General features: G+C 55.5%; 24 protein-coding genes and 2 tRNA genes. 20 read left to right on the plus strand and 6 right to left on the minus strand.

All coding sequences use genetic code 11. From position 1 onward, the window contains the following. Positions 1-24: 24 nt before the first annotated feature. The gene (locus ACXAE6_RS11885; protein WP_475148064.1) at positions 25-1,443 is read left to right on the plus strand and encodes an NAD(P)H-hydrate dehydratase; all 1,419 of its coding nucleotides are present in this window, start codon (positions 25-27) and stop codon (positions 1,441-1,443) included. Here ACXAE6_RS11885 and ACXAE6_RS11890 read toward each other — a convergent pair. Next, complete coding sequence (locus tag ACXAE6_RS11890; RefSeq protein WP_475148068.1) at positions 1,428-2,852, minus strand: hypothetical protein; 1,425 nt, start codon at positions 2,850-2,852, stop codon at positions 1,428-1,430. The two genes, ACXAE6_RS11885 and ACXAE6_RS11890, sit on opposite strands and share 16 nt — an antisense overlap. Before the next feature lie 152 nt (positions 2,853-3,004). On the opposite strand from ACXAE6_RS11890, the gene ACXAE6_RS11895 reads away from it, so the two are divergent. From ACXAE6_RS11895 to ACXAE6_RS11905, 3 genes are all read left to right on the plus strand, one after another. Further along, complete coding sequence (locus ACXAE6_RS11895) at positions 3,005-4,459, plus strand: hypothetical protein (RefSeq protein ID WP_475148074.1); 1,455 nt, start codon at positions 3,005-3,007, stop codon at positions 4,457-4,459. Positions 4,460-4,639: 180 nt separating this feature from the next. After that, positions 4,640-4,951 (plus strand): FKBP-type peptidyl-prolyl cis-trans isomerase N-terminal domain-containing protein, encoded by a 312-nt coding sequence (locus ACXAE6_RS11900; protein ID WP_475148077.1) that lies wholly within the window; start codon positions 4,640-4,642, stop codon positions 4,949-4,951. A gap of 1 nt (position 4,952) precedes the next feature. Further along, entirely contained in the window at positions 4,953-5,675 is a 723-nt protein-coding gene (locus tag ACXAE6_RS11905; RefSeq protein ID WP_475148082.1) for an FKBP-type peptidyl-prolyl cis-trans isomerase, read from the plus strand. Between the two features lie 135 nt (positions 5,676-5,810). On the opposite strand, the gene ACXAE6_RS11910 is transcribed toward ACXAE6_RS11905, so the two are convergent. Further along, positions 5,811-5,886, minus strand: a tRNA-Asn gene (locus ACXAE6_RS11910). Between the two features lie 12 nt (positions 5,887-5,898). Continuing rightward, positions 5,899-5,974 (minus strand) — tRNA-Asn (locus ACXAE6_RS11915). A gap of 234 nt (positions 5,975-6,208) precedes the next feature. On the opposite strand from ACXAE6_RS11915, the gene ACXAE6_RS11920 reads away from it, so the two are divergent. The 4 genes from ACXAE6_RS11920 (at position 6,209) to tusA (ending at position 9,252) form a co-directional block, all read left to right on the plus strand. Further along, positions 6,209-6,751, plus strand: coding sequence for a hypothetical protein (locus tag ACXAE6_RS11920; protein WP_475148085.1), 543 nt, complete (start codon positions 6,209-6,211; stop codon positions 6,749-6,751). A gap of 229 nt (positions 6,752-6,980) precedes the next feature. Beyond that, positions 6,981-7,946: a YheT family hydrolase gene (locus ACXAE6_RS11925; protein WP_475148089.1), complete on the plus strand. Its 966-nt coding sequence runs from the start codon at positions 6,981-6,983 to the stop codon at positions 7,944-7,946. Further along, positions 7,946-9,010, plus strand: a complete 1,065-nt coding sequence (rlmM, locus tag ACXAE6_RS11930) for a 23S rRNA (cytidine(2498)-2'-O)-methyltransferase RlmM (protein ID WP_475148093.1) — start codon at positions 7,946-7,948, stop codon at positions 9,008-9,010. Before ACXAE6_RS11925 ends, rlmM begins: the two co-directional genes overlap by 1 nt. Then, positions 9,010-9,252 (plus strand): sulfurtransferase TusA, encoded by a 243-nt coding sequence (gene tusA / locus ACXAE6_RS11935; protein ID WP_475148096.1) that lies wholly within the window; start codon positions 9,010-9,012, stop codon positions 9,250-9,252. Before rlmM ends, tusA begins: the two co-directional genes overlap by 1 nt. Here the strand turns inward: tusA and ACXAE6_RS11940 are convergent. Further along, on the minus strand, positions 9,225-10,637 hold the full coding sequence (locus ACXAE6_RS11940) for an MATE family efflux transporter (RefSeq protein ID WP_475148098.1): 1,413 nt from the start codon (positions 10,635-10,637) through the stop codon (positions 9,225-9,227). The two genes, tusA and ACXAE6_RS11940, sit on opposite strands and share 28 nt — an antisense overlap. Positions 10,638-10,754: 117 nt before the next feature. Between ACXAE6_RS11940 and ACXAE6_RS11945 the strand changes: the two genes are divergently transcribed. After that, positions 10,755-11,312, plus strand: coding sequence for an elongation factor P hydroxylase (locus tag ACXAE6_RS11945; protein WP_475148100.1), 558 nt, complete (start codon positions 10,755-10,757; stop codon positions 11,310-11,312). 3 nt (positions 11,313-11,315) lie between these two features. Here the strand turns inward: ACXAE6_RS11945 and ACXAE6_RS11950 are convergent, their stop codons facing one another. Beyond that, positions 11,316-13,925 (minus strand): EAL domain-containing protein, encoded by a 2,610-nt coding sequence (locus ACXAE6_RS11950; protein WP_475148105.1) that lies wholly within the window; start codon positions 13,923-13,925, stop codon positions 11,316-11,318. A gap of 479 nt (positions 13,926-14,404) precedes the next feature. On the opposite strand from ACXAE6_RS11950, the gene rhlB reads away from it, so the two are divergent. The 3 genes from rhlB to ACXAE6_RS11965 all read left to right on the plus strand — a co-directional run bounded on the left by rhlB (position 14,405) and on the right by ACXAE6_RS11965 (position 17,523). Then, positions 14,405-15,790 carry an ATP-dependent RNA helicase RhlB gene (gene rhlB / locus ACXAE6_RS11955; protein WP_475148111.1) on the plus strand — a complete coding sequence of 462 codons (1,386 nt, stop codon included), beginning with the start codon at positions 14,405-14,407 and terminating at the stop codon, positions 15,788-15,790. A 3-nt stretch (positions 15,791-15,793) separates the two neighbouring features. Beyond that, complete coding sequence (locus ACXAE6_RS11960) at positions 15,794-16,933, plus strand: 4-phosphoerythronate dehydrogenase (protein WP_475148113.1); 1,140 nt, start codon at positions 15,794-15,796, stop codon at positions 16,931-16,933. 140 nt (positions 16,934-17,073) lie between these two features. Next, complete coding sequence (locus ACXAE6_RS11965) at positions 17,074-17,523, plus strand: VOC family protein (RefSeq protein ID WP_475148116.1); 450 nt, start codon at positions 17,074-17,076, stop codon at positions 17,521-17,523. Positions 17,524-17,627: 104 nt separating this feature from the next. Here the strand turns inward: ACXAE6_RS11965 and ACXAE6_RS11970 are convergent, their stop codons facing one another. Beyond that, positions 17,628-17,786, minus strand: a complete 159-nt coding sequence (locus ACXAE6_RS11970) for a YqaE/Pmp3 family membrane protein (protein ID WP_475148120.1) — start codon at positions 17,784-17,786, stop codon at positions 17,628-17,630. Between the two features lie 375 nt (positions 17,787-18,161). On the opposite strand from ACXAE6_RS11970, the gene ACXAE6_RS11975 reads away from it, so the two are divergent. From ACXAE6_RS11975 to ACXAE6_RS12010, 8 genes are all read left to right on the plus strand, one after another. Then, positions 18,162-18,731, plus strand: coding sequence for a cysteine hydrolase family protein (locus tag ACXAE6_RS11975; protein WP_475148122.1), 570 nt, complete (start codon positions 18,162-18,164; stop codon positions 18,729-18,731). 95 nt (positions 18,732-18,826) lie between these two features. After that, a complete protein-coding gene (locus tag ACXAE6_RS11980; RefSeq protein WP_475148127.1) occupies positions 18,827-19,234 on the plus strand; it encodes a VOC family protein in 408 nt (135 codons plus the stop codon). Positions 19,235-19,264: 30 nt separating this feature from the next. Next, a complete protein-coding gene (locus ACXAE6_RS11985) occupies positions 19,265-19,906 on the plus strand; it encodes a dihydrofolate reductase family protein (RefSeq protein ID WP_475148130.1) in 642 nt (213 codons plus the stop codon). A gap of 52 nt (positions 19,907-19,958) precedes the next feature. Then, the gene (locus tag ACXAE6_RS11990) at positions 19,959-20,300 is read left to right on the plus strand and encodes a YciI family protein (RefSeq protein WP_475148133.1); all 342 of its coding nucleotides are present in this window, start codon (positions 19,959-19,961) and stop codon (positions 20,298-20,300) included. Between the two features lie 45 nt (positions 20,301-20,345). Beyond that, positions 20,346-20,921, plus strand: a complete 576-nt coding sequence (locus tag ACXAE6_RS11995) for a dihydrofolate reductase family protein (RefSeq protein WP_475148136.1) — start codon at positions 20,346-20,348, stop codon at positions 20,919-20,921. Positions 20,922-21,048: 127 nt separating this feature from the next. Continuing rightward, positions 21,049-21,627 carry a GDP-mannose pyrophosphatase NudK gene (gene nudK, locus ACXAE6_RS12000; protein ID WP_475148139.1) on the plus strand — a complete coding sequence of 193 codons (579 nt, stop codon included), beginning with the start codon at positions 21,049-21,051 and terminating at the stop codon, positions 21,625-21,627. A gap of 44 nt (positions 21,628-21,671) precedes the next feature. Next, the gene (locus tag ACXAE6_RS12005; RefSeq protein ID WP_475148144.1) at positions 21,672-22,250 is read left to right on the plus strand and encodes a YdeI/OmpD-associated family protein; all 579 of its coding nucleotides are present in this window, start codon (positions 21,672-21,674) and stop codon (positions 22,248-22,250) included. A 212-nt stretch (positions 22,251-22,462) separates the two neighbouring features. Further along, the gene (locus ACXAE6_RS12010) at positions 22,463-23,098 is read left to right on the plus strand and encodes a hypothetical protein (RefSeq protein WP_475148146.1); all 636 of its coding nucleotides are present in this window, start codon (positions 22,463-22,465) and stop codon (positions 23,096-23,098) included. Positions 23,099-23,130 lie beyond the last annotated feature (32 nt).

Raw genomic sequence — 23,130 nt, forward strand, 5'->3', positions numbered from 1 at the left:
TTGATCAGTTAGGGGGGCAAGGCAATGCAAGCGGTACTGACGGTCGAAGCAGTGAAGACTGCCGAACAAAGTTGGGCCCGGAACAACGGTGGTGAAACCTGGCCTTTGATGCTCAAAGCGGGCCAGGCGGTGGCGCGTCACGCCCGTCGCCACTGGCCGTTGGCGCGTCGTATTTTGGTCATCGCTGGGCGCGGTAATAATGGCGGCGATGGTTATATTGCAGCCAGCGAATTAATGGCCGCGGGCCTGGACGTTGCGGTGTTGGCACCTGCCGGAAAGCCTGCGCCGGATACCGATGCCGGAAGGGCGCTGGACGTTTTTCGCCAGGCTAATGGAACCTTGCTGGATGATCTCCATTCGAACTGGGATCTGATTATTGATGCGGCTCTGGGCACAGGACACCGTGGTGCTTTGCGAGAACCCTGGCCTCAATTATTCGAACAACTTCGAGCACTGCAGATACCGGTGCTTGCTGTGGACCTGCCGTCGGGATTGAATGCCAGTACCGGTGAGGCCGACAGCGCTGCGATGACGGCCCAGCGAACACTCACTTTTATTGCTTTTAAGGCGGGTTTATTAACGCATCAGGGTCCGGGTTTGACCGGTCTGATCAGTTTGGACCGCTTGGCTATCGACAGTGCTGACCAAGCCCTGGGCCATTTCCTCGACGAGCCACCGCCTTGGCCGGAGCGTAGATCGGATGCACACAAAGGTGCTTTCGGACAGGTCGCGATTATCGCCGGTGCGCCAGGCTTTGGCGGCGCAGGTTTACTGGCTGCCCGGGCGGCGTTGGCGGCCGGTGCCGGCCGGGTGGTTTGGCACTGTGATGCAAGCACGGCGGCGAGCATTTTGGCAGCGCAGCCGGAATTGATGACAGCAGCGCCGACTGAGCCTGCCAAAGGAACTCTGGTGCTTGGTCCGGGTTTGGGGTTCAGTGCGCAGGCGGATGCTTTGTACCGTCAATATCTGGCCGGTGAGGGCGGCGGAATCCTGGATGCCGATGGTCTGACCTGGTTGGCACAGCAAAGCGGCGCCTGGTCTTTGCCAACCTGGGTGTTAACGCCGCATCCGGGCGAGGCGGGTCGTTTGCTGGGGTGCAGCAGTGCGGATATTCAGGCTGACCGTTGTCAGGCGGCATTAGCACTGGCCGAGCGCTATCAGACGGTGGTGGTGCTCAAAGGTGCGGGCAGTCTGGTCGCCTGGGATGGGCAGTTGCGCTTTGTGCACCCAGGAACAGTGGCCATGGCGACGCCGGGAATGGGCGATACTTTGGCTGGCCTGATTGCCGCCTTGATGGCTCAGGGTCAGTCGCCCTGGCAGGCGGCGCAAACTGGCGCCTGGTGGCACGCCTATTTGGCCTGGCAGTTGGCACAAAGCCGGCGCGTGGTGCTGGCATCGGATGTCATTGAAGCGATTGCGCGGGCGGATCAGTTGCTGGCCTGATTGCTCCAGTTCATACCGTGATTGAGGCACCTATCACGATGTCGACTGCGTTGGGTCTCAAACGATTCACCGCTGTCTCTGAGCGGATTTATGTAATAGAACACCCGTAATCCAATCGGCAGTTCGGTACAAACTCCCAGCAAGGCACCGCCATTTTGCGAAGTAGTCGAGCATCGTGCCGGGGAATGAATGGACTTGTAGGGGCCAGAAGGTACGGGCGCGCAGACGCCATAATCCTCGCTGCCATCCAGCGGCTCTTCACAGAAATTAACTGAGTTTACGTTCATCGTTGTGGGATCTGTCGGACAACTGCCGGCGGCACCAAAGCTTGGGTTTGCCGTCGGATCTTTGCTGCTGACCTGAAGCACTATCCCTTCAGTGTTCAGATTGCCCGCATCATCGGTCACGGTGACTATCCAGGTGTGAGGGCCGGGCCGGGTCACTTCGGTCGCTAAATTGTCGTCGTTGAAGCGGCGCACATTACCATCGGGATCGACCAGTTCCTGTCGGAAAGTCAGAGTGTTGCCGGGCAGTGTTGATTTGGAGTAGGTATCCGAGGCATCCAGGCGGATGGTTCTGGGAGCATTAAAATTTCTGCCTGGGCTGACATCCATGAACATGACGATCAAATTGTCACTTTCGTCAGGTTCATCTGGGGGGATGCTCTTGGCGTCGGTAATAACATCAGAGTCCAGAGGCGAGGTGGCGTAGGCTCCAAACAGATAAATGTACGGCAGAGTGCCGATCAAGATGTCGCTGTTGTCGCTTAGTTCCAGCTCGGCGGCAGCGGCGTTGAAATGAAAGTGATCGTGCAGATCATCCAGCCAATCCAGGGCGGGGTCGGCCAGATAGAGGTCACTGAATGGGTCGCGCGGAGGGTTTGAACTCCAGGCGGTTCCCAGCCAGCTGCCCAAGCGGGCGCTGGCATGTTCCTGGACACCCAGGCTGAAGCTATCAACCAAAGATCGTTCACATCCAGGCAGTATGCTGGCATCGAGGCAGTCTTCCAGCGTCTGTCCCAGGCGGTATTGTGACCAGGCTTCGAGCAGCGCAGTGGTGGTCGGGTTCATGTTGACGATCTGGTTTCTCACGCTGAACGAATGACGATACAGGCTGGTCAGACGGGTGATTTTACCGTCCACTTCGGGAACATCAGCATGGATCAATGCAGAGCGGGTCAGTGGCAGGCTCAGCCGGTAGTTGCCGGCATTGTTGGCGCGGGTGCAGTCGTCATCGATACAGACATTGGCCCATTGCCCCGGGCGACCCACAGCTACCGTACCCGCCAGATGATAGAGGCGTGCACCGTCCCCAGAACCACTGCCACTATCATCCTGACTGCAAGCGCACAAAGCGGCAGTAAGGCAGGCCAGAGCAGCCGGACGGAGCAGGGGAGTCAGCGAGACCATGTTCAACCTCAACAACGGTTGTCTTATAGATCGGTCTGTTGGCGGTTAACTTGAGTTTGTGCATCGCACCGGTACCCCCTTTTCCGCTACACTGTGAACCAGGCCCGGTCTCGCCCGGAATCGGGCTCAGGCTGTTCCCGAAGAGGTCCCTTGTGAACTGGATGATCATACCCGACGCGCCGCTGTGGTCGGCGCTGGTGATATTGTTGCTGGCTCTGGTGCTGCTCTATGTAGCGCGGCTGCCTGTGCATCGGCTGGTGCAGCGGTTTTCCCGGCTGGTCACCTCGGTGTTGCGTCTCTATGGACGATCCCTGGCCGTACTGGCTGAACAAATTCGCCTGCGTAACCGCGACGTCCTGCTTGAGCTTGGTCGCAGCCGCGAAGAGCGTCGCCTGGAACGTCATTTTCATCAGGTTAAACGCTTGGTTGAGAGGGATCTGGCACGCTTCCCGGATCTGCAGCAGGCTATCAGCCGGCATATTGCCCAATTGGAAGACGACTACTACCGAACCGCTGAAACACCGCCACCGGCACCGGATTGGCTCGATGCCATCGACAAGGTTGTCCACCTACGCGAGATACAGTCGGGTAACCCGGTGGTATCCAAGGTGTTGGCCGATCTGGAATCCAAGCTGCACCGTCAACACGAGCAGTCTTTGGAAGATTTTCGCCGCGGCATGCAACAACGCCATCGTCTGCTGCATTCGATGATGCCGCACTGGCGTAAGCTGAATCATGAAGTTGAAGATGTGGGTCGTGGCATGCGCGGGCTATTGAACCAGGCGGCTCATATTGACCAGCATTACCGGCAATATCGATCATTGCGCAGCCATTCGGATCGTATCGAGAAACTGCAGCGGGTTTCAGTCATAGGCCAGTTTGTGCTCGCCAGTCTGCTGCTCTCCGCCTGGGCGATCATCGGCTGGCTAAACGTCCGTCTTATTCGCCCTGCTTTTGAGTCCAGTGCCACCAGCGATCCCTTCTTGGCATCGGTCGGTTTGGCTGACTTGTCGGCTTGGGCTCTGGTGCTGCTTATCGCCCTGTTGGGCACCTTGCTGCTGGAGGCGTTACAGGTGACACGCATCTTCACCAGCTTTGGTTTTTTGGATGATCGACGGCGGCGATGGTTATTGTGGTCGGTGGTGACTGTCCTGGTGATAGTGGCGCTGAGTCAGTCAGGATTGATATTTATGCACGAGCGTCTGCGCTCAGTGCCAGAGCTGTACCAGCGCTTAATTGCTTATCCGGTGGTCGTCTATGAAGCGCCCAAAATCGACCAGGGCGTGCCCTTGGCGGCGCGGATGTTGTTGGGGCCGGTACTGACTTTTTTGTTGATGTTCGCTGTCGTGCCACTTGAGCGCTGGGTGGAAAACGGTCGGGTATTGCTGGGCGACGCCTTGGTTGCTGGTTTGCGTTTGGTGTCTTTGCTGACGCGTCTGATCGCCGCCTTTGTCAGTCAGTTGTTGTCGTTGCTGCTGGCCTTCTACGATTTATTAATCAGCCTGCCTTTGTGGATCGAAAGCTTCCTGGCCAAGCTGCGACGCCATCGTGTGCAACGAAAATCCGCAGCGGCGGATAGCTCGCAAATGGGAGTCAATTCGCAGTAAACGCGGTGGAGTTGATGACTTCCATCAGGTTACACTGGCGCGCGCCTTTCGTTGGTGGCGCCTTTTTTTTGCCTGACGAAAGCCGAACGCAGAGGGTAATGTCACCCTCCTCAATACTGGAAGATCGACAACTGGCTTAGGTTTTTTGGCCGAACGGTCTTCCCCGGACAGGATGTTTTTATGTCACTGACAAGCCTGAAAAATCCTTTTTTCGCCGGTGTCGTCGCCGTTGTATTGGCTGCGCCCGTTCTGGCTGAAGACCTGGACACTGATGAGGCGGTTGCCTCCTATGGTATCGGTTACGGCTTCGCCAATAGCCTGGTTCAGCAAACACAGGGAGTGGACCTGGACGCAGATGCTCTGGAAGCGGGTTTGCGCGCTGCCATGGCTGGTGAAGAAAGCGAATTAAGCAACGCTGAAATCAATGCGGCGATTGAAGCGTTGCAACAACAGCTGCAAGCGCAGCAGTCAACTCCAGAAGAAGGAAGCTGAGATGCAATTGACTGATGTACGTAAACACCTGATGGCCGGCGTCGCTGTACTGACACTCTCTGGTGTGGCACTGGCCGAAAATCTGGATTCTGACGAAGCGGCGGCTTCTTATGGCATCGGTTTTGGTTTTGCCAGCAACCTGTTGCAGCAGACCCAGGGCCTGGAATTGGATGTCGACGCTTTGGTCGCTGGTGTTCAGGATGCCATGGAAGGTGAAGAAAGCGAGCTGACCGAAGAACAGATCAACACGGCGGTTCAGGCGCTGCAGCAAAAGCAGCAGGCCGCTATGGCTGAACAGCAGGCAGAGCGTCAGGCTGAAGTCGAAGCCACCAAAGCAGAAGGCGCCGAATTTTTGGCTGAGAATGCAGACCGAGAAGGGGTTACCGTCACTGAGTCCGGTCTGCAGTACGAAGTGCTGTCAGCAACCGACAGCGGTGAATCACCCTCTGCCGAAGACACCGTCGAAGTGCATTACCACGGCACTTTGATGGACGGCACAGTTTTCGACAGCTCTGTCGAGCGTGGCGAGCCGGTTGAGTTTCCGCTGGGTAATGTGATTGCCGGCTGGACCGAAGGTCTGCAGTTGATGACCGAAGGTGATAAGTACAAGTTCTACATTCCGGCTGAGCTGGCTTATGGCGATCGTAGTCCGAGCCGTGCGATTCCGGCCGGTTCCACGCTGATTTTTGAAGTGGAACTGCTGGACGTCGTCAGCGCTGACTGAGAGTAAGTGGATAGCCCGGTTCGCCGGGCTTGCGCTCTGGATTGTAAAAGCCTGAATCACAAAAAAGGGCACCTCCATTTAGGGGGCGCCCTTTTTTTATCGGCGCTCGAATCAGGGATTCAAACGCCGGAAATCTGGCTCCTCGAGCAGGACTCGAACCTGCGACCAATAGATTAACAGTCTACTGCTCTACCAACTGAGCTATCGAGGAAGATAGCGGTTGTGGCTCCTCGAGCAGGACTCGAACCTGCGACCAATAGATTAACAGTCTACTGCTCTACCAACTGAGCTATCGAGGAACAACGAACAACGGCGCGTATTCTAGAGGATGCTCCTTTAGTGTCAAGCGTTAGGCCTTTGTTTTTTTTGGAGTTTTTGGCTAAGTGAGTCGTCTAGCGGTGACCTGAAAGGGCCGTTAACAGCGGCAACCGCAGAGCCGGCGGAACAAAATTGCCGAGGCCGTCAAAATGGGCACGAAAACTGCTGAAGGAGGGTGTTGGGCTGCAAAGCGTCAAAAAAACAACGAGGAAACCATGATTACGCTGGAAATGATCGATACCGGTGTCAAAATTGCCGGCGGTGTGCTGATCAGCGCGCTGATATTTTGGCTCTACCTGCGTCGCCATCGCACTCTGGACCAGAAGATTGTCGAGGACGTGCGCAAACGGCGCGAATTGCTCGAACGGGTGGCCGCGAACGTAGGTCGGGTGCATCACGTTTATCAGCAGTACCTGGGCTTGGCCACCGAGTTCACTCGCTATGGTCAGCAATGGCCGCGTAATCGGCGCGAGGAAATGGCACGCGTTGGCCAGGAGTTGGTTGATGTGTTCCGTGAATTAACCGAAGCTGAAAGCACTCTGTTGTTGCTGGGCGAAAAGAAGCTGGAACGCACGCTGCGCATCTACGGCTCGAAAATTGTTAATCTGCGGCGTCAGGTGCATGCAGAAAAACAGCAGTTCAGTGGTGATGAAATGCACGTCATCGATGAAGTTAAAAAGGAGATTTCGCAATTGCGTGAGAGCTTTTTTGACAACCTCAGCAGCCGCTATATGCCGCCGGCGCGTAAGTCTGCCTGATGGCTAAGAAACCCTGTCGTCGTTGTCAGCAAATACGCTATAGCGGTTTTGTGCTGGCCACCTTGATGTTGCTTGGCTATGGATTGATGCGCGCCCTCGGTAGTTGAGTGGCGCCGCTGTTCCGCTTTGCGTAGAATGCCCGGCCTCACGCCGTCCGGGGTTCTGACTCAACCTGAAGTTGGGTCGCTGTGAAACAACCCCGTGCGCTTTTGGCAGAGGGTTCAAGGCTGTGACGCACGACGATCTCGAATATTCTTCCTATGTGGCCGGTCTGGGTTTGTCCAACGGCCATCTGCAATCCATTATTCCTTCTGTTATGCGTCACGTCAGCGTGCCGTACCAGCGTCAGCGCCTGGAGCTGGACGACGGTGATTTTCTGCTGATCGATGAACTCGCCGCTGAGCAGGAAAGTGCCCCTCTGGTGATCCTCAGTCACGGTCTGGAAGGCAACAGCCAGCGTGCTTATATGCAGGGTATGGCACGTCATTTTCACGACGCCGGTTGGCATGTCTACGCCTGGAACTTCCGCGGCTGTGGTGGTGAATTCAATCGCCTGCCACGCTTTTATCACAGCGGCGCTATCGAGGATTTACGCGCGGTGATCCGGCTGGGTGTCGAACGCGGTTTCCAGCGTATCTTTCTGGTCGGCTTCAGCATGGGCGGCAACCAGACGGTTTTGACCTTGGCCGAGCCGGATCTGGAACCGGAAGTAATCGGCGGCGCAGCCTATAGCGTGCCGCTCGATCTGGCAGCCTGTGCTGAGCAACTGGCCAAGCCGGCGCAATCACTTTATATGCGCCGTTTCCTGAAAGATCTGCGCGTCAAAATTGCCGACAAGGCTGAGCATTTTCCGCAGCTGATCAGCCTGGAAGGTTATGATCAGCTGCGTAACTTCGAAGACTTTGATAACCGCTATACCGCGCCGCTGCATGGTTTTCATGATGCTCAGGATTACTGGCAGCGCTGTTCGTCACGAACGGTGCTCAGTCGCTTGCAGCGACCGACTCTGGTCGTTAATGCGCTGAATGATCCGTTCCTGGCCGACGCTTGCTACATGCGACCATCCGATGCCTCCGCCCATCTGTTGTTCGAAACCCCGCCCCGCGGCGGTCATTGCGGTTTTATCCGCTGGCGTCTGAACCAGCCGCTGTGGTCGGAAAAGCGGGCGCGTGCTTTTGCTCAGGCACTGCTGTGATGTCCAGCCAAGCGTTGTTATTGCTGTGCCGTCCCGGCTTTGAAAAAGAATGCCTGGCGGAAATCACGGCGGTAGCGGCCGAGCTCGGCCACAGTGGCTGGGCGCGTCTGGAAACCGATTCCGGCTTTATTCGTTTTGAGTGTGCCAGTGCTGACCCGTTGTATCAGTCGCTCTCTCCTCTGGTCTTTGCCCGCGAAGTCTGGCCTGTGCTGGCGACCATCGACGACTTACCCGCCGCCGATCGAATTACGCCTATTTTTAACGCCCTGAGTGCAGCGCTTGGCGCTGAAACAGCCGTCTTTGGTCAGCTGTTTTGCGATACCGCCGAAGGTGATGCCTACCGCGCCACAGCGCGTTTCGCCGGTAAATTTGTGCATCCGTTACGGCAGGCATTACGCAGCCGGAAGTTGTTATTGGCCAAAGACAACGCCTCGCGCCCGGCCTTGCATGCTTTTTTCCCCGATTCCGGTCGTGTCTGGCTGGGGTTGGATCGCCCGGCTTTGCGACCGGCCTGGTCGATGGGTATGGCGCGCTTGAAATTTCCCGCTGCGGCGCCAAGTCGGTCGACGCTGAAACTGGAAGAAGCTTTTCAGGTCTTTCTCGGTGCCGATTGGCGTGAGCAGTTGAGCCATGACCACAGCGCTGTCGATCTGGGTGCGGCGCCCGGTGGCTGGACCTGGCAGCTGGTGCGCCGCGGTTTGCATGTCGATGCCATCGATAACGGCCCAATGAACGACGAGCTGATGGCCACTGGTCAGGTAACCCACCATCGTGCCGATGGTTTTCGCTGGCAGCCGGAACATCCGGTTGATTGGCTGGTCTGTGATATGGTCGAGCAACCCTCCAGGGTGGCCGAACGCATGCTCGATTGGCTGGAAAATGGCTGGGCGCGCCAGGCGATCTTCAACCTGAAATTGCCGATGAAGCAACGTTGGGCCAGTTGGTGCGAGATTCGTGCACGCATCGAGCAACGATTGGCAGAGCGTCGCTACCAACTGCAGGCCCGGCAGCTGTATTTCGACCGCGAAGAAATTACCCTCTATTTGGCGTTGGAGGAAAGCTGATGAGTGATCATCACAGTGAACATGAACTCGATACCCGCGGACTGCGCTGCCCGGAACCGGTGATGATGCTGCACAAGCAGATTCGCACCATGGCGGCCGGTGAAACCGTCCTGATTCAGGCCACTGATCCCGCCACCCAACGCGATATCCCCCAGTTCTGCGAATTTTTAGGTCATCAACTGATCGATCAGCAGATCGCGGGCGATGATTATCGTTACTGGGTGCGCAAGAAAGCCGACTGAGCTTGGGGCCGACTGAACCAGAACAGACGCGTCAGCAACAGCACACCGGCAGAACTCAGCCCCACGGTTAAACCGATCCAGAAGCCGGCCGCACCCATGGCCGGCACCAGCCTGTCGGTGAAGGTGAGGACGTAGCCCAGCGGCAGACAGAAGCCCCAGAATGACAACACCATGATGTACATCGGCAAGCGCGTATCGCGATAGCCGCGCAAGGCGCTGATGCAGGTCACCTGGAAGACATCGGCAATCTGGAACAGCGCAGCGAAAGCCAGCAATCGGATGGTCACCGCCTGAACATCGGCCTCGCCGGTATAAAGGGTCGCCACCCAGGGCGCGCCGACATAGAGACCAGCGGCGTAGAATAGGGCGATTGCCAACGCCAGAATCAAGCATGAGCGGGCGACCAGGTGCGCCGTTTCAATCTGACGGGCGCCGATCAGAAAGCTGATGCGCAGCGTCAACGCCATGCCGATGCTCAACGGCACCATAAAGATCAGCGACACCACATTCAGCGCTATCTGGTGACCGGCCACAACCACCGGCCCAAGGGGCACTAGAAACAGCGCGATAACGGCAAACATGCTGACTTCCACAAAGATGGTGAAGCCGATGGGAATGCCCAGCTTCAACAGATACTTCAGATCAGCCAGATTCGGCGCTGCCCAATCCTGAATCAGATGGAAGGCGCGATAGGTTTTGCTGCGCTGCAGATAGATCAGCAAGCCGATAAAGGCCAGCCAGTTGGAAATGGCCGTCGCCCAGCCACAGCCAATACCGCCGTAAGCTGGCAGTCCCAGCTTGCCGTAAATAAAGATGTAGTTCAGTGGCAGGTTGATGGCCGCGCTGATCAGCGAGAACACCATAAAGACCTTGGTGTGCCCCAGGCCATCGGTCAAGCCACGCAACGCAACCATCGCCAGCATGGCCGGCACACCCCAGACAAAAGCCTGCAGATAGCCCAGTGTAATACCGGACGTCACCGGCTCCAGCTGACGCCATTGCAGAAAGGGCTGAACCTGGCCCAGCACAAAGACCATGATGACGCTGGCGGCCATGGCGACGTACAGGCCTTGCCAGGTTATCGGCATAATGCGATCCATGGTGGCACTGCCGCGATGGCCCGAAATGATCGGCTGCAGCGCACTCAAGGCACCGGCGAAGAACAGAAACAACGGCGACCATAGACTGGCGCCAATGCCAACGCCGGACAAGTCTTCCGCACTGGCGTGACCGGCCATGACAGTATCGATGACACCATTGGCCATCAGCGCCAACTGGGCGATCAAAATCGGACCGCCGAGAATGGCCAGGGTTTTCCATTCCGTCAGCGTGGTGCCGATCAGGCCAGCCCGGGTATCGGGCGAGGGTTGATGATCCTGATCCAAAGCGACCTCCGCTGGGCAACTAAAAAGGCAGGCTATTGTGCCTTTTTTTGGTGCATTGGCAATGACGTCCATCAGCCTACTTGCCAGTGGCCGCGTAGCCGGTAGACTGCCGCCGCCATGAAACAACTTGCTGCTGAACATTGGGAAGCCGACGTCGATCGCCTGCTCGCCTGCCTGAACCCCTGGCTGAATCGTCAGTGGCAGACACAACTGGTCGCGGGCGTTGACGAGCCCGTCTATTTGCCGGCCAGCGACGACGCGTCGTTGCATCGCATCGTTTTTGCCCACGGCTATTTCAATTCCGCCCTGCACGAACTGGCGCATTGGTGTGTGGCCGGAACCGAGCGACGGTTAATGGAAGATTATGGTTACTGGTACTGCCCGGACGGGCGTAACGCCGAGCAGCAAGCGGCCTTTGAGCAGGTCGAGGTAAAACCCCAGGCATTGGAGTGGTGGTTTGCGCGAGCCTGTGGGCGGCGTTTTCGGACCAGCCGGGATAATCTTGGTGGCGAGGCGACCGACAGTCGGCCTTTTCGCGCCGCGGTACAGCGCCAGGCTCAGCAGTATCAACACAGAGGTTTGCCGCAACGCGCCCATCAAATCGTGCAGCTGTTGACGCACAACTTTGATCAGCCGTGGCCGACGGCGGCGGCTTTTAACAAACCGCCAGACTGAGCCTCAGTGACTGTCGTGGCCGGCGGCGGAATTGATCACCGGACCGGCCGACTTGGCCAACCAATCTTGCAAATCCTCCAGCGGCATTGGCCGTGCCAGCCAATAGCCCTGAATGGCACCGCAGCCGAGTCGGTCCAGATGCTGGACAGTCGCTTCGTTTTCCACGCCTTCGGCGACAATATCCAACCCCAGCGCTTTGGCCAGTTGCACAATAGAACGGACCAGCACTTCAGCGGAGGCACTGGTCTGTAGTTGCTGCACAAACTGTTGATCGACTTTCAGACAATCGATTGGCAGAGCGTGTAAATAGGACAGCGACGAATAGCCAGTGCCGAAATCATCCAGCGACACCCGAATGCCGGCATGACGCAGTTGCGCCAGGTTGGCCACCGTGGGTGCCCAATCGTTAATCAGCATCGACTCGGTGATTTCCACCGCCAGGGTACTGGGATCCAGCTGATGATCGGCCAGGGTGCTGATCAGGCGCTGGGGTAAATTGGGGCGGGTCAGGTCACCAGCGCACAGATTGATGGACACGCACAAGGGCCAGCCAGCCGTCTGCAATTGGGCGCTGGCGCGACAGGCGGCTGCTATCACCCAGTCGGTCAGGGCGGGCATCAGACCGGTGCGTTCGGCAATGGGAATAAAGTCGCCCGGTGGAATGAAACTGCCATCAGCCTGAGGCCATCGAACCAGCGCTTCGACGCCGTACACCTGATTGGTAGTCAGGCGTCGTTGCGGCTGAAAATGCAGCATCAATTCATCGCGCGCTATTGCCTGTTTCAAACGATAAGCCAAACGCAGACGTTCGGGTTGATAAGGATCGGTGTCGGCGCGGTATTCCAGATACAGCCGGTTTTGAGTGATGGCCTGATCGACCGCCACCTGTGCCTTGCGGATCAAGGTGCCCAGGGTGCGACCATCCTCGGGCAGTCGCGACGAACCCAGTCGGCATTGCACGGCTATATCCAGGCCGGGCAGGGCGATGGCTTCGTTCAGCGCGGCTTCGGCGGCATTGGCCAGATCGGCCAGCGTTCTTGCCTGGGGGCCGTTGTCCAAAATCATCAGGAAATTACGGCCTTCCACCTGAGCGATGCGACGTGGATGCGGCTCTCCCGGGTTCAGCACCCGGGCGCCAAAGTGATGCAGCGGCAGGGATTCGATACGTTGCGCCGCGCTGCGGGTCAGTTGATCGACGTTGGATTCACCCAGGGTGTTGAGTAATTCGCGCAGATTATCGGGCCGGAAAATCACCAGACGTAAGGGTTCGTCGCTGTCGACACCATCAATGAACTGAGCAATCTGGGCCTTGTTGGGTAAGCCGGTGATGGGGTCGCGCAACGCCTGGCGGGTGGTTTCTTCCTGATTGCGTGCCAGCGCCCGCAGTGCCCGTCGTTCGCGATCCAGGGCGTCACGCGCGGATGATTCAGCTTGTTTGAGACTGTCGGCGATAACCAGAGACAGCAGCGCTACGGCCATCACCAGGCCGCCGGGCAGCGCGTATTGAGTGATCGGATCGACCGGCAACCAGCCCGCATTACGCGCCATAAACAACATGGCGGCCGCCAGGAACGGCAGCCAGGAGGTCAGGTAAAACAGCGCGATGCGGCGTTGCCGACGTAACGCCAAGGCGCCGGTGGTCAGGCTGAGGCCGAGCAGCCAGATCAGATCGATCAACACGAAAACGCTGATCCAGCGATAGCTCAACCAGGGGCTGAGCAGGATGGGGATCAGGTTGATGATCAAGGTGGCGTTCAACAGGCGGTGCATCATACCCAGTTGCCGGGTGCGCAATACGCCCTGGGTAAAAAGAATCAGCCCGATAAAACCGATAATGCCGAATTCCGGCGCCCAGTTGACCAGATGCACAGAGATGGCCTGGCCGAGCAAGAGCCGGCTGTGTCCATTGAGCAAGGCGACGCAGATGGACATGCCGAAGACGAACAGCAAGTAAGGCGGGTAGATAGCGCGCCGGGTGCTGATCCACAGAAACAGATTAAACACCAGTACAAAGATGATAGCGCCGTAGAAGGTGCCCCAGACAAAATTCTGTGTCGGCAGTTGGCGATAGAACTCGTTCTCATCCCAGAGCGTGATCGGCGCCTGCACCGAACCCTGGCTGCGCAAACGCGCCAGCAGGACGTAATGGCCGTCGTTATAATTGAAAGACATCCCCAGATGCGGCCGGAAAGTCGCCTCATTCTGGCTGGGATTGGGTTGGCGGTCGCCGTCGTAAAAGCGTTGGATGAGGGTGTCGTCTTTGATCAGCCAGGCGTCAATCCAATCGATGGTTGGATAGTCAAACGACACCATGGCATCAAAACGCAATGGCTGTGAGCCGCGGTTGCTGGCAACGATCGGCATGGCCACCCATAGGCTGCTCCCGGTGTAGCCGATGTTGGGCGGCTGACCATTGGGCGGCTGGAAGGCTCCGGCCTGGTAACGCTGATAGGCGTGCTGCCAATCGGTATCCGCCGCCGGATCGATCCAGGTGTGGCTGTAATCAGCCATATTGACTCGATCAACATCAGGGAGCAGGACCAGTGAAGGCTCTGCCGCCCGGACCGATGCAATCACCAGAATCATCCAGACCGGGATGAACCAGTACTTCACAATTGCAGTCTCCTTGGCGGGAACCTCCGGCTCCCTAAGTGAACCTGGCGGTCCCGCCAGGTCTTCCCTATCGGTTGGTACGCTCTGTCCAATCCGAAAGCTAAGACTAGCGGTAGCCTCGCCAGGCAGCAAGGCCAGTCTAAATGCGTCCTTCATTGACTGTTTTGCCCGCGGCGTTTGAGAAATTCGAGACTGGCCGAAAAATGCGCTACAATCGCCGCCCCTGGTAAGCGGCGCGCACTGACATCAGCGTGAGCGGCGTAGTCCGGGTTGATCGAACGCCCTGGTTGGCGGTCGTGTTCTTTAATGGCTCGTATGAGCAAAGCAATAACGTTCCTGCCTTGGCAGCCTCAGTGCGCCGGGTTTGAACATTGGCAGGCCCCCATATTGCCGGCACTGGTCCGGTCGGGATGGCTATTAAGTAATCGACGCCCCAGCCGTTGAATCGCTGGCAGGCGCAAGCAATTAAGTGTGACTCTGTGACCAATCAATCTCGCAAACCCCGTAAACCCCGCTGGCATATCTCGCAATTCAAAGTACCCGAAGCTCCTGGCAAAGTCCGATTCCACGACCTCTTTCTGCCCATCGCCCTGATGCGCGCTATCCATGAGCTCAATTACGAATACTGCAGCCCGATCCAGGGCATGACTTTGCCCTACACGCTGGCGGGCCACGACTGCATCGGCAAGGCCCAGACCGGCACCGGCAAAACCGCGGCCTTCCTGATCACCGTTATTACCGATCTGATGGAGCACCGTCTGCCCGAGCAATACGCTGGTGAACCCCGTGCCTTGATTCTGGCGCCGACGCGTGAACTGGCGCTGCAGATCGCCGAAGACGCCAAGTTGCTGACCAAGCACAGCCGACTGAAAGTCGCCGCTCTGGTCGGCGGTATGGATATGGACAAGCAGCGCAAACAGCTGCAGGAAAGCCGACTGGACATTCTGGTGGCAACGCCAGGTCGGTTGCTCGACTTTATGAACCGCAAGGAAGTCTTCCTCGATCAGGTGGAAACCCTGGTCATTGACGAAGCCGACCGCATGCTCGACATGGGCTTTATCCCGGACATCAAGTCCATCGTGCGCAACACCCCGCGCAACGAAGAGCGTCAAACCCTGATGTTCAGCGCCACCTTCTCTTACGACATCCTCAACCTGGCCGAGCGCTGGACCAAAGATGCGGTCCGTGTGGAAGTCGAGCCCAAGGTGAAAACCGCCGAGCAAGTCGAGCAGCACGTCTTTTTGGTGACCGCCGAAGAGAAGTACAACCTGCTGCGTCATGCCCTCAAACAGCCCGGTGCCGATAAAGTCATGGTCTTCGCCAACCGCCGTGACATTGTCCGTGACCTGAGCGACCGGCTGCGCAAAGACGGCATCCAGAACCAGGTGTTGTCGGGTGAAGTGCCGCAAGCCAAGCGCGTTAAAACGCTCGATAACTTCAAAGAAGGCAAGGTGCCGGTTTTGGTTGCCACCGATGTCGCTGGCCGTGGTATTCACGTCGATGGCGTCTCCCATGTGGTCAACTACACCTTGCCGGAAGATCCGGAAGATTATGTGCATCGCATCGGTCGTACCGGCCGTGCCGGCGCCAAAGGTCAGTCGATCAGCTTCGCCTGCGAAGACGACTCCTTCCAGATTCCGGCGATCGAAGACTACATCAAGCACAAGATCGACCTGGAACAGCCGCCGCAGGATTGGCTGCAGGATCTGCAGGCGTCCGATGATGCCGACGCCGCTGAAGCCGCAGATAAAGCAGAAAAGGCGGCAGCCGCTGCTGAGTCTCAACCTGCAGAAGATGACGACGAAGCCGCTTCCTATGGCCCCGGCAACGAGGTCGAAAGCGAACGTCAGCAGGGCAACGTCTGAGTCATGGCCGCCGGCCTGCGCATCGTTGCCGATGAAAACATGCCGCACGTCGAGCCCTGGTTTGACGGGCTGGCGGCATCGTTAACGCGCCTTCCGGGGCGCAATCTCAGCAAAGCTGACCTGATGGCAGCGGACGTCTTACTGGTCCGCTCCGTCACTCAGGTCAATGCCGAACTGCTTGAAGGCACGCCGGTCCGCTTCGTCGGCAGCGCGACCATCGGCACCGATCACGTCGATACCGACTGGCTGGCCGAACACAACATCGCCTTTCACCACGCCCCTGGCTGCAACGCTCAATCGGTTGTCGACTGGGTGCTCTCTGTTTTTGCTCGTCTGCACCTCGACCACGATTTGAACTGGTGGCAACAGACCATCGGTATCGTCGGGGCGGGTAACGTCGGAGGCCTGCTCGCCAAGCGTTTGAATACGCTGGGCGTGCGCACTCTGGTCTGTGATCCACCGCGCGCTGAAAAAGAAGGCCAGGCTGGCTTTACCGATCTCGATACACTGTTAACAGCCGCCGATATCGTTTGCCTGCACGCGCCCTTGGTACGTGACGGTCAACATCCGACGCTGGGCATGATCGGTGCCGAGCAGTTGGCGAAACTCAAGCCCGGCGCCTGGTTACTCAATGCCGGTCGCGGTCCGGTCATCCAGGAGGCGCCCTTGCAGCAAGTGCTCGATAACGGCCATATCAAGGCCGTACTCGACGTCTGGCCAGACGAGCCCAGCGTTAGCGAGCGCTTACTGAACGCCGTCGAACAAGCCAGCCCGCATGTCGCCGGTTACAGCCAGGAAGGCAAATGGACCGGCACCCGTATGCTCGCCGAAGCCTTATATCAGTGGGCCAGTGAATCCCTTCCCGAAGGACCGGACTATCCCGCAGCGCCGAAACTGGACGCCAGCTTCTTCAGCACCGCCAGCCCTGAACAGCTGGGCAGCGAACTGATACAAGCGCTGCATGACCCAGCGCGCGACACCGTCGCCATGCGCCAGAGCGTTAAAGCAGGCCAGGTACAACCGAGCGATTTCGATGCCTTGCGTAAGGCCTATCCTCAACGTCGTGAACTCGCTGCTGCGCAGCTCAGTAATGTGCCGAATGAAGCAGCAGCCTGGCTGCATCAATTGGGCTTTGAATTCTAAAACAGCAGAACGCGCTCTAGTTGCTCCGCTGCGGCTATCGTCTCTTTCTCCAGTTCCCCTCAACTGTTATTCCGCCTGAAGTCATTTTTCTGGATACTCTGGTATGAAGGTCAAGGACTTGCTGTGGCAGTAATATGCTAATGAGTCCACTGTTATTCAGTAATCGAAACAACCGTCTTGCAATACAGCCAAAAGGAATCGCCCTGATGCTTGCTTACACCATGGTTGGTACTAAAGACTTAAAAAAAGCCCGAACCTTTTACGATCCGGTATTCGCCGCCATGGACCTGGAGCTTTGCTGGAAAGATGAATTATCGGTGTCTTATGGCAGGCTGGCAGATAAAGACTATCCCCGTTTCTTTGTCGGCTATCCCTTTGATGGTGAGCAAGCCAGCGTCGGCAACGGCACCATGACCGCTTTTTTATGTCGCGATATCACCGTTGTCGACCAAGCCTATAATGCGGCGATGAAACAGGGCGGTCGCTGCGAGGGAGAGCCTGGATATCGGCCGCAATACGGCGAGGGGTTTTACGCAGCTTATGTGCGTGATCTGGATGGTAATAAATTGGCGTTCGTGGTTTTTCCGTAGAGTATTGAGGTTGTAGTTATATCAGATAAATTAACTGGATAAACCTCAAGTTACGAGCTGCGCTAGAGGCCAGAGCAGCTCGTAAACAGATACGGCAATGTCGCTTACCGGCTGGCAATAATCCACACGGCGTGAATAACGCCAGGGAAATAACCCAGAATGGTGAGCAGAATGTTAATCCAGAACTGAGGGCCAATACCGACCTGCAAGAATACGCCGACAGGCGGTAGAAGAATTGAGAGAATCAGTCGAATGAGATCCATGATCGTTCTCCTTTTTTTGCGTCGTTTTCAGATTGATTCGTTGCTACGATCGTCAGATTAACACCTGGGAATAACTAAATAACACAGGTTTTATCGAGTATTCCTTTTTGATTGCCGAGAATATAACGGCGGTCACAACTGGAGTATTAAGTGTTAATGAGCCCGTTGAAATATAAGTTTGGCTGCCCAGTAAGTTTGTTTGGGCACGGTATTTTCAATTCCGGTCTAAGCGGGCAAGTCGATAAAACTAAAGTGTCGGCACACGACGGCTGGTATTGATTGCGGCGTTTTCGCTGCCCAATGGTCTAGCACTGCGCAGGAGTAGTGCTTTGTCGGGTCGGCGGATGAAAGAGACAATCTGTTCTGGGGAAGGTTATGACACTGGTTTCACCCAATGCAATATTGATGTTGATTGACCTGCAATACGCCATCGATGACCCCAGTTGGGGCAGTCGAAATAACCCTCAGGCAGAAACGCAGATATCAAGGTTACTGCACCTGTGGCGTGAACAGAATTTACCGCTATTACACATTAAGCATATGTCGACAGATCCGAACTCCAAGTATCGGCCTGGCACGCCGGGTAATGATTTCAAGGCATTTGCGGCGCCGCTTGAGTCGGAAAACGTCGTTGAGAAAAATACCAACAGCGCTTTTATCGGCACCGACCTGGATAATTGGTTAGTCAGTCGGGGAATAACCGACATTGTGATGGTCGGTGTAATTACCAATAACTCTGTGGAAGCGACAGCACGTATGGCGGGGAATTTGGGTTATCAAACCGTGGTAGTGTCGGATGCGACCTATACCTTCAATAAGACCGATTTCGCCGGTCGAGAGCACTCAGCCGAGACGGTACATAATATGTCATTGGCAAACTTAGACGGTGAGTATGCCAGAGTGCTGGATACAGACGCAGTGCTCAGTCTGGTGCGAAAACCCTAGCCAATATTTTCCAACTCCCGTCGAAATCAGACCTCCCCGTTCGACTGAGCGCTGACGGCATCTAAGCTGTCACTCATTCATCTGGGAGGTCTGATATGGCCAAAGAAATCTTTATCAGTGTGCCGGTCGCCGATTTGCAGAAATCGGTCGCCTTTTACCAGGCGATCGGCTTGGAGAAGAACGCAGATTTCAGTAATGAAACCGGGGCCGGCATGGTCTGGAGTGATGCCGTCATGATCATGTTGGTCAGCCGTGAGCAGTGGCGTCTTTTCACCAATCGTCCTATTCCCGACGCCACTCATAGCGAGATGGCGATCAATCTCTCGCTCGACAGTCGCGCAGCAGTGGATGCGATGATCCAGGCCGCCGGTGAACAGGGTGGGCTGGTTGATGTAAATCCCGTTCAGGATCTGGGTTTTATGTACAGCCGGGATTTTACGGATCTCGACGGTCATGTATTCGGAGCTCTGTGGATGAATCCCGACAGCGAGTCGTCAAACTGACGATAAACTCTACGGTAGTGAGGAAGTGATATGACTAAGGTTTTTGTGAATATTGGTCTCAGTCTGGATGGTTATATGGCACCAGAAGGAATGGACCTCGCCCATTGGGAAACACCTGAATACCAAAACTGGGGTGCCAAATGGGGCACGTTGATGGGTTGGGTAATGAAGCTTGAGTATTTCCGTAATAACCTGAATTTTGGTCCGGGCGGAGAAACCGGCGAGGTAAACGACATGTTTCGCGCCACCACCGAACGCATTGGCGCTAATATCATGGGCAAACGGATGTTTGAGCAAGGTGAGATTTCCTGGCCGGAAAACGCGCCCTTTCATACTCCCGTCTATGTATTAACGCATGAACAACGCGAGCCCTGGATACGCCCTGGCGGCACCACCTTTTACTTCGTCAATGAAGGACCAGAGCATGCGCTGGCACTGGCTAAAGAGGCTGCAGGCGAGAAGGATATCCGCATTTCCGGTGGCGCCGACGTCGTTCAGCAATACCTCAATATGGGCGTGGTCGATGAACTGGAAATTGCTCTGGTGCCGATCCTCTTTGGGAGCGGACGCCGGCTGTTTGAACAACTGACCGAGCCAATGCCAAATTTTCGGGTTGATCGCGTGTTAAACACGCCAGCGGCGACACATTTGCGCTATGTGCGTGAATCCTGATATCGCAGCCGTTGTGCTGCTATAGAGCCATAAACGTCTGAACGGAGAATTCATGGCCAAGTACCTTATTTCATTTCCAAGCGCTGCGATGAAGGTAGCGGATGAAGACTGGGACGCAGTTGTACATGACTCCCATGCAGTGATCGGGAAAGCCAAGGAAGCTGGCGTCTACGTTTTTGGCGGTGGCATTGACGAAGCTGAGGCGCCGGTTCTGGTTGCCGCCGACGGTACTTTCGCCCCCGGTGGTTATCCCTGGGGACCGGCGCTTAACGGCGGTTTTACTGTGCTTGAGTTACCGTCCCGGGAGCAGGCCGTTGACTGGGCAGCGCGTATTGCCAAAGCTTGTCGATGTGATCAGGAACTGCGTGTCTTTATGTTCGACCCACAGTCCTGATCCGGACGAGGTTTAAACTGGCATTGATAAACTGAGGGTTTGGCAATGGTGAGGTCAAACGGTCATGTGACCATTCATATGGCAACCAGCCTGGATGGCTTTATTGCACGCAAGGATGGTCGCGTCGATTGGATGGAAACGACGGATGAATTTCGCGCGGGTAAGGAGCTGAGCTCAGAAACAGTCGAAGCCTTTCTCGATGGTATTGATTGTTATGTCATGGGCTCCCGGACTTATGAAACGGCGCTCGACTTCGAAGCAAAAGGGTTTGGCTGGGCTTATGGCGACAAACCGACTGTCGTACTCACGCATCGTAGCTTGCCCAAAAGCCGTGACAATGTGGAATTCTATTGCGGTGATCTGAGCGAATTGATAAACCAGCAGCTCAACTCGAGGTTTCGTTCCATCTGGATCGCTGGCGGCGGTTCCGTCGCCGGAGAGTGTCTGCGACTTGGTTTGGCCGATGAAATTTCATGCTCAATATTGCCTGTGGTCATTGGTGAAGGCATTGCATTTTTTGACGGTCTTAACCGCGACGTTCCACTGCATCTGCTGGAGGTAAATGCCTATAAAAGCGGCATGGTGGAAATGCGATACGCAGTTATAACACCGAAGCAGTAGCTGCCTCCTGCTGCAAAAGCCTCCGGTGTTAGCGGCCGACAGGTATTGGTTGAAGTTAAGTAATAAGCGGCAGTATTGTGTTTCGATTCCTGGTTCTGTTTCGGCACCAAACAATAAGGTAATAGCCGTGAATGACAAAATTCGTAATATCGAAAGTACTTTGTTATCCGATAACTGGTACCGATTGCACAAATATCGATTCGATTATCAAGGTCCCGATGGTCAGTGGCAGACCCAGGAACGTGAAGCCTATGATCGTGGCAACGGTGCGACCATACTGTTGTATAACCCCGTTAAGAAAACGGTCATATTGACTCGCCAGTTTCGCCTGCCAACTTATATCAACGGTAATGACGACGGTATGCTGATCGAGAGCTGTGCCGGGCTGCTGGACCAGGATAATGCCGAAGATTGTATTCGCCGGGAGGCAGAAGAAGAGACGGGTTATCGAATAGAACAGGTACAGAAAGTATTTGAAGCCTATATGTCCCCTGGCTCGGTTACTGAGTTAGTGTATTTTTTTATTGCTCAGTACAGTGACGCCATGAAAGTCTCAGCCGGCGGTGGGCTGGTTCATGAGCAGGAAAATATTGAAGTGCTGGAAATGCCGTTTTCCGAAGCGCTGACCATGATTAAAGCCGGGCAAATTCGCGATGGAAAAACCATCATGTTATTGCAGTATCTTCAAATACAAGGCGTGCTGTAATCTGGTCGCCAGGTAATAATTCAACTTTATATTATAAATTACTTATGAAACATAAAGTCGACGCTTTTATTAACAATGCCAGGCAATGGTCAACTGAGTACCAGGCGCTGCGAAGGATCATCCTGAAAACTGAGCTGACGGAAGCGTTCAAATGGGGTAAACCCTGTTATACCTATGATGGTAATAATGTGCTTATCATTCAGGGTTTTAAGCACTTCTGTGCCCTGTTGTTTCCCAAAGGCGCCTTGTTGAACGACCCTGAGGGAATCTTGCAATGGCCGGGTGAAAATACTCAGTCTGCCAAAAGAATCTGTTTCACCGACAGCCAGGCTATAGAGCAGCTCAAGTCGGCTGTTGAGGCCTGTATTGAAAGTGCCATTGCTGTTGAAAAACAGGGACTTAAAGTCGAGTTTAAGAAAACTGATGCGTATCCGATGCCGGAAGAGTTTCAGCAGCGCTTGAATGAAATGCCAGCCCTGCAGGACGCCTTCGATCATCTGACACCGGGCCGTCAGCGGGCGTATCTGTTGCATTTTTCCAGTGCCAAACAAGCAAAAACCCGGATGGCCAGGGTCGAAAAGCACCTGGATCGAATACTGGATGGTTTAGGGCTGAACGATTAAAGTAGTGAGAATTGTGTTTGGTGTTTGGAAACTGAGCGAAACTGGGAGGTTGAAATGGACGTAGTGGCAATGACACTGATGCCCATCGGGATGCTGGGTTTTATATTTGGCTTGGTTGCCTTCTCCAAAGTGGTTCGGCTTGAATCGGAAGTGGAACGGCTACGTGCACTTCTGGATGAGCGAACACCGAATCTGAGTGGAGATGGTTAGGCGTGAAAGTTATTTTTTGGTGGCTGTATGCCACCCTGGTCATTTTCCTCGCGAGTTTCAACCTTCACCAGACCATCAGTAGTGGTGAGTTTTTGGTGGGCAATGCGATCAGTACGGTTATTACGCTGCTGTGTTTGATTGGGGTCTATGGGTTTGTTTACCAAAAACCCATCTATAAGCGAATACTTTGGGTAGTTCTGTTTTGGCTGACAGCCATCAGCCAAGCCTGGACAGTGGCCATTTCGGCAGTCATTGCATTTAATGTTCCGGTCTATCTGTTGAGTTCGTTGCTTGAGTTGGCGCTTAGTCTGCCACTGCTTTATGCGCTGTTTCGATATGGTTCGGTTAATAATCCGATTTGGAGTATTGAAAGTCAGACCAATTTTGTGACCCACCTGGAGCAGCTGTTGGCAGAATCGGACGATATCAAAGCCGTGATTTATACCAATCAGCCTGAAGGTCAGTTGAAAACCACAACGCGTATTTCCAAAGCAGAGGATGGCTATTTGATTCACATCGAAAAAGCCTGTGCTGGAGAAACAGAAACATTCAGTAATTCCCTTCCTAATTTAACCAGTCTGGCGAACTTTCTACGGTTTAACACCCTGGTTCGCCCGGGTGATTTTGTTCGTCAATAGCCTTTCAATCGTTGCAGCTTCGATTCACTCGT

This window comes from Saccharospirillum sp. ABV4_185 (genome assembly GCF_056159245.1).